Source organism: Sphingobium sp. DC-2 (genome assembly GCF_000722555.1).
In the GTDB taxonomy this organism is placed as follows: domain Bacteria; phylum Pseudomonadota; class Alphaproteobacteria; order Sphingomonadales; family Sphingomonadaceae; genus Sphingobium; species Sphingobium quisquiliarum.
Genome location: NZ_JNAC01000115.1, coordinates 1 through 4,711, shown reverse-complemented (window position 1 = coordinate 4,711; position 4,711 = coordinate 1). Strand labels below are relative to the sequence as shown.

Annotated in this window: 9 protein-coding genes and 1 tRNA gene; 5 read left to right on the top strand and 5 right to left on the bottom strand. The window is 61.0% G+C overall.

Going from position 1 to position 4,711, the window contains the following annotated elements:
* Positions 1–86: 86 nt before the first annotated feature.
* The 3 genes from ET21_RS0120890 to ET21_RS0120880 are packed head-to-tail and all read right to left on the bottom strand — an operon-like array spanning position 87 to position 1,841.
* On the bottom strand, positions 87–1,049 hold the full coding sequence (locus ET21_RS0120890) for a tyrosine-type recombinase/integrase (protein ID WP_030541196.1): 963 nt from the start codon (positions 1,047–1,049) through the stop codon (positions 87–89).
* Positions 1,046–1,435, bottom strand: coding sequence for a hypothetical protein (locus ET21_RS0120885; protein ID WP_030541195.1), 390 nt, complete (start codon positions 1,433–1,435; stop codon positions 1,046–1,048). Before ET21_RS0120885 ends, ET21_RS0120890 begins: the two co-directional genes overlap by 4 nt.
* A 16-nt stretch (positions 1,436–1,451) precedes the next feature.
* A complete protein-coding gene (locus ET21_RS0120880; RefSeq protein ID WP_030541194.1) occupies positions 1,452–1,841 on the bottom strand; it encodes a hypothetical protein in 390 nt (129 codons plus the stop codon).
* Between the two features lie 170 nt (positions 1,842–2,011).
* On the opposite strand from ET21_RS0120880, the gene ET21_RS0120875 reads away from it, so the two are divergent.
* From ET21_RS0120875 to ET21_RS0120860, 4 genes are all read left to right on the top strand, one after another.
* On the top strand, positions 2,012–2,257 hold the full coding sequence (locus ET21_RS0120875) for an AbrB/MazE/SpoVT family DNA-binding domain-containing protein (RefSeq protein WP_030541193.1): 246 nt from the start codon (positions 2,012–2,014) through the stop codon (positions 2,255–2,257).
* A complete protein-coding gene (locus ET21_RS0120870) occupies positions 2,254–2,661 on the top strand; it encodes a type II toxin-antitoxin system VapC family toxin (protein WP_030541192.1) in 408 nt (135 codons plus the stop codon). Before ET21_RS0120875 ends, ET21_RS0120870 begins: the two co-directional genes overlap by 4 nt.
* A 134-nt stretch (positions 2,662–2,795) precedes the next feature.
* Positions 2,796–3,119, top strand: a complete 324-nt coding sequence (locus ET21_RS0120865; protein WP_202807150.1) for a BrnT family toxin — start codon at positions 2,796–2,798, stop codon at positions 3,117–3,119.
* Positions 3,106–3,360: a CopG family antitoxin gene (locus ET21_RS0120860; RefSeq protein WP_030541190.1), complete on the top strand. Its 255-nt coding sequence runs from the start codon at positions 3,106–3,108 to the stop codon at positions 3,358–3,360. Before ET21_RS0120865 ends, ET21_RS0120860 begins: the two co-directional genes overlap by 14 nt.
* Before the next feature lie 407 nt (positions 3,361–3,767).
* Here the strand turns inward: ET21_RS0120860 and ET21_RS0120855 are convergent, their stop codons facing one another.
* Positions 3,768–4,055 (bottom strand): WGR domain-containing protein, encoded by a 288-nt coding sequence (locus tag ET21_RS0120855; protein WP_037471613.1) that lies wholly within the window; start codon positions 4,053–4,055, stop codon positions 3,768–3,770.
* 148 nt (positions 4,056–4,203) lie between these two features.
* Here ET21_RS0120855 and ET21_RS0120850 point away from each other — a divergent pair.
* A tRNA-Gly gene (locus tag ET21_RS0120850) sits at positions 4,204–4,277 on the top strand.
* A 160-nt stretch (positions 4,278–4,437) separates the two neighbouring features.
* Here the strand turns inward: ET21_RS0120850 and ET21_RS27880 are convergent.
* Positions 4,438–4,626, bottom strand: a complete 189-nt coding sequence (locus ET21_RS27880; protein ID WP_156029319.1) for a hypothetical protein — start codon at positions 4,624–4,626, stop codon at positions 4,438–4,440.
* Positions 4,627–4,711 lie beyond the last annotated feature (85 nt).

Genomic DNA, 4,711 nt, shown 5'->3' with positions numbered 1-4,711 from the left:
GCAGAGCGACAGCCTACCTCTGACTGCCGCCAATCTTTGCAACAGAGCCAGGGCGATTGCTGGACCTGTGCGCCGGCGCCCGCCGCCTAGATCAACACCCGCTCCACCTCGTCCAGCGTCACGTCATCGGGGCGGCGATCGTAGAGCTGGGTGGTGCGGGTCGAGCTGTGGTTCGCCATCGTCGCAGCCGTCTCCAGCGTGCCGCCGTTCTTCAAATAGGTGGTGATCCCGGTTGCCCGGAAACTGTGGTTGCCGATCGCCGTCTCGATCCCGGCCGCCGCCGCGCGCCGGCGCACCATCGCGAAGGCATTGGCCTGGGGCAGGGGGGTATCGCTGAGGCGCTTGGTCCGCCGCCCGATCGTGCGGAACAGCGGCCCCTTGCGATCATCGCGCAAGCCGCAGCCGTCGAGATAATCGGTCAGATAATGCTCAAGGTTGTGGTGACATGGCATTTCGTGCCGCTTGCCGCCCTTTTCGTGCAGCCGCACCCATAGGCGGCGGTTCTGCACGAAAACGTCCTCGACCCGCATCGCCAGCGCCGCGCCGATCCGCGCGAAACTATAGACCATGAGGCCGATCAGGGCACGGTCGCGCAGGCCGGCATGGGTGGTCACGTCGATCCGATCGAGCAAGGCGCGCGCCTCTTGCGCGGCCAGCACCGGCGTCTTGCCGCGCCGCTGGCTATGCGCCGGCCCGCGCACCGATGCGGCGGGGTTCACCGGCACGATATGGCCCGTTACCAGCCAGTCGAACAGGTGGCGCACGCCGGCGAGCTGCTGCTTGACGCTGGGCGCGGCCAGCTCGCGCGTCAACGCCTCAACCCAGGCCGCGACGTGGAGCGGCTGCACCTGGGCGAGCGAGGCGACGCCGCGCTCCGCTGCCCAAGCCAGGAAGTCGCCCGCCGCGCGCATATAGGCGCGGCGCGTGTGCGGGTTGCGGATGGTGACGGCGAAGAACTCAAGGAAACGCAGCCGCGTGGCGTCGTCGGCCGACGCGATCAGCGCCGGCAACGCCAGCGCGGGCGAGGGCAGGGGGGCGAGCTGGTTCATCGCGTGATCTTCTCCCAGCGGGCCGCTTCGGGGCGCGGCTCGGCCATTTTGCGGAGCAGCTCGTCAAACACCTCATCGGCATCGTGGACGCGGCCAGCCTGCACGTCTTCAAGGCCGCGCTCTATTGATGCATCCAATGTCCGGCGTAGCAGCTCGTCGCGCAAATCGCGGTGCGGCTCCATCTCGATGAAATTCTGGACGATCAGGAACACCGCTTCGGACGGATCGGCGAACCTGCCACGCTCGATCTGCGCCAATAGCCAGTCAGCGAGGTCGCTGGTAAGATAGGCCTCGAACAAAAGGCCGGCGGCGCGGGCCTGCTCGCGCAATGCCCTGGCCTGGTCACGCTCGGCGGAGTTGTCGTCGGGCAGCTCGTCAACGTCCATAGGGGCCTTCCTCTCGTCAGTGGATCTCGGGATCGTTTAAACGGCTCCGCCAAGGCTCGGCGACAACCCGGTCGTAAAGCGAGGCTTGCCCCGAAGCCGCCAGCTCGCCGCGCCAAATGTCCACGGGCGGTATCCCCGGCAGGAAGTCAGACAGGATCGATGTCAGCCTCTCCCACATCGGCTCGGTCTCTCCGACGACAAAGAGTCGTTCGTCGGCCCCATCCATGATCCCGAACACGAACACCGGGATACGCCGCTCGCTGGTCCGATCCACCAGCGCCATGACCACGCTGATGCTCGATATCGCGGACCAGGGCGCTACCCGCTCGGTCTCATCGATCTGCAGCACCAGGCCGCTGCCGGCGATGCCGACGATCTCGTTCCGCCATGCCAATTCCTCGGCCATGCCCCGCTCCGCCGTAGTATATGATAAAGGACATTATCAAAGGATAATGCGCATTCCACGCACAAACCTGAAAAATGTGACATTCACTATAGATTGTGACATAAAATTTGAATTGAGGCACAAATATAAAAGATGATAATCATGAGAATCATTGGGCTTGAGTTAAAACTATGACATTACAGGTGAATATCACCGCAAACGGCCGCATGAGCCTTCCGGCTGATCTTAGGAAACGTTTGGGCCTGACCGGCGGCGGGGCGCTGATTGTGGAGGAAACGCCCGACGGCGTCATTCTGCGCACGGTTGCCCAATCTGTCGCCCATGCGCGTGCGCTGGCCCGCAAATATACTGCAGACAAGCCAGAGGCGTCGGTAGACAGCTTTCTTGCCAACCGTCGCGCGGAAAGCGGCGAATGACGTCGATCGTCCTCGACGCCTCCGCCTTGCTCGCCATGCTGCGTGATGAACCGGGCGGCGACAAGGTGGCGGGCGCACTCATCGGCTCGCGCATGTGCACTGTAAATCTCGCCGAGGTCATTGGCCACTTTGTCCATAACGGCATGCCGCCCCAGGAAGCGGACGCGATGTTACGCCCCCTGCCCGTTACTTGGGTGGAGGTGGATGCAGAGCTTGCGAAAATGGCCGGACATCTGCGCGCCGCAACGTCCGAAGCAGGATTATCGCTTGGCGATCGCTTCTGTCTGGCCTTGGCTATTCGTGACGGATTGCCAGTATGGACCGCAGATCGGCAGTGGGCCTCAATCGCCGAGACAATCGGCGCCAAGGTAAAGATCATTCGTTCCCTTAGACGATCAAGCTAATGATCCGGCAATGAGCGCCTTATTCCGCCGATCGAAGCGCGGCCGAGCAGATAGTGGAGGCGACGGCGCAACGGACGGAGCAGGAGCGCGCTAAGGACGGGGACCGCGAACGATGATGCTATCAGCATTGACAAATGTACATACAAATGCCATTTTTCAGCGTGGATAGTAAAAATGTCGCTGGCTTCGATTGGGATGAAGGCAACCAGGCGAAATGTCAGAAACATGGTGTCACGCGGGCGGAAATCGAAAGCGTGTTCGCCGGTACGCCGTCCATAGGGCCAGATGTCGCCCATTCGACGATGGAGACGCGCTTTCTGGCGATCGGCCGCGCCAGCAGTGGCCGTCATGTGTTTCTGGCCTTCACCTGGCGCGAACGGAACGGGGCAAGATTTATCCGTCCAATCAGCGCCCGTTACATGCACGCCAAGGAGGTGCGGCACTATGAGCAAGGATAAACCCCTTCCGCTGTTGTCCAGCGATAAGGAGGCCGAGGATTTCGTCGGTTCCGCCGATCTTACCGGATACGATCTCTCTGCGCTTACACCCACGCGATTTGAGTTCAGCAGCAAGGACGCGCGGGTTAACATGCGTTTGCCCGCCGAGTTGCTGGAGCAGGTCAAGGCGACAGCCGCCAGCAAGGGCATGCCGTATCAGCGGTTCATTCGCCAGGCGCTGGAGCAGGCGCTGCACCGTTAAGGCTGTCAAACATCATGATGACAGCGGCAATCCGGTGATGGCCGCTTATGTGCCGGATATCGGCAATATCGTGTGGGGGACATTCGATCCGTAGGCGGCCATTCACATCAACGTCCGCCGCCTGCAGTTTTAGAAGGCCTGCTGTCGATCAATCGAGCGCGACAGATGCGGGCCGGATAGTCCATCCAATCTGTCTTCGGGCCACGCCATTCTGCCATACGGTAGATCGATAGCTTTCAGATATCCAGATAGTATCCTGTAGCTCATGCATAGGGGCTTGGAATGGAAATCCGGGCGGGGCAATGCGACCGAGGATTTTCTGGATCAGTAGCGATTTGGCCGATATTGGTTTGCGCATTTCCATGCCCGAGTGGTGCGGCTCTTCAGATGCCCATCACGTTCACCGATCAGGCGCTTTCACCTGCCGCTACCATAAGCCGGTACTCGACCCCGATCCGCCTTTTTGATCCGCGCCGTTTTCTGATGATCGCCCTAACATGGTGTCGCGCGGAGGGCGCATCCGGAAAGCTGCGTCTTTGCCGCTGCCCCTGGCCACCGATCCGTCCCCAGCAGGTTTCGACCACATAGTCGCCGAACAGGTCGACGCTCATCCAGATGCTATAGTCGCGCGCGATATTATGAGCGGGGTCCAAGGCGCGCAGGTGGATCAGCCGGGAAGAAAGTGCGTGCTCCATCGCCACAGGATAGGCGTAAGCGCCCTACCCGTCTTACGACTTGTCTGACTCAGTGCCGGTCGATTGATTCACTGCCCCGATCAGCGGACCGACAGCAGTTGGATATTGCAGAGCCTCCCAAAAGATGGCAGGGCGCATGGCCTGACGGGCGGGTATAGCTCAATGGTAGAGCACTAGCCTTCCAAGCTTGTGATGCGGGTTCGATCCCCGCTACCCGCTCCAGTCTGAATCCGGATTTCTAATCCCGACAGCTTTCGCCTTCATCGGCAAGTCGCTGCGACGCTGATTGTTTCACGATTGATGAAGATGCCGCCGGGATTGGAAACAAGGCGTTGTAGCTGTCGAATGCACCCGTCACGATCATTTTGGCCGGTCGGTTTAGTCAGGTTTTAGCCGAACCTCGCACTTCTTGAACCAGGGTCAGTGTGTTGAGCCGCGCGAGCAGCATGGCCGACCACCGCTCCCCCAGAAGATCGGCCGCCGCCGCGGGCCAGCTATCCAAAGCGCGTTCCACTGTCGCCTTGACCTCGCGAACGATCCACCTGGGGTCCACCCGGAGAAAGCTCGCCACGCGTTCGAACCGGCGAAAATTGACAGTATCGAAGCTGGCCTCTGTACATTATTCGGACACAGATTCACGGTAGCGGCTTGATGAG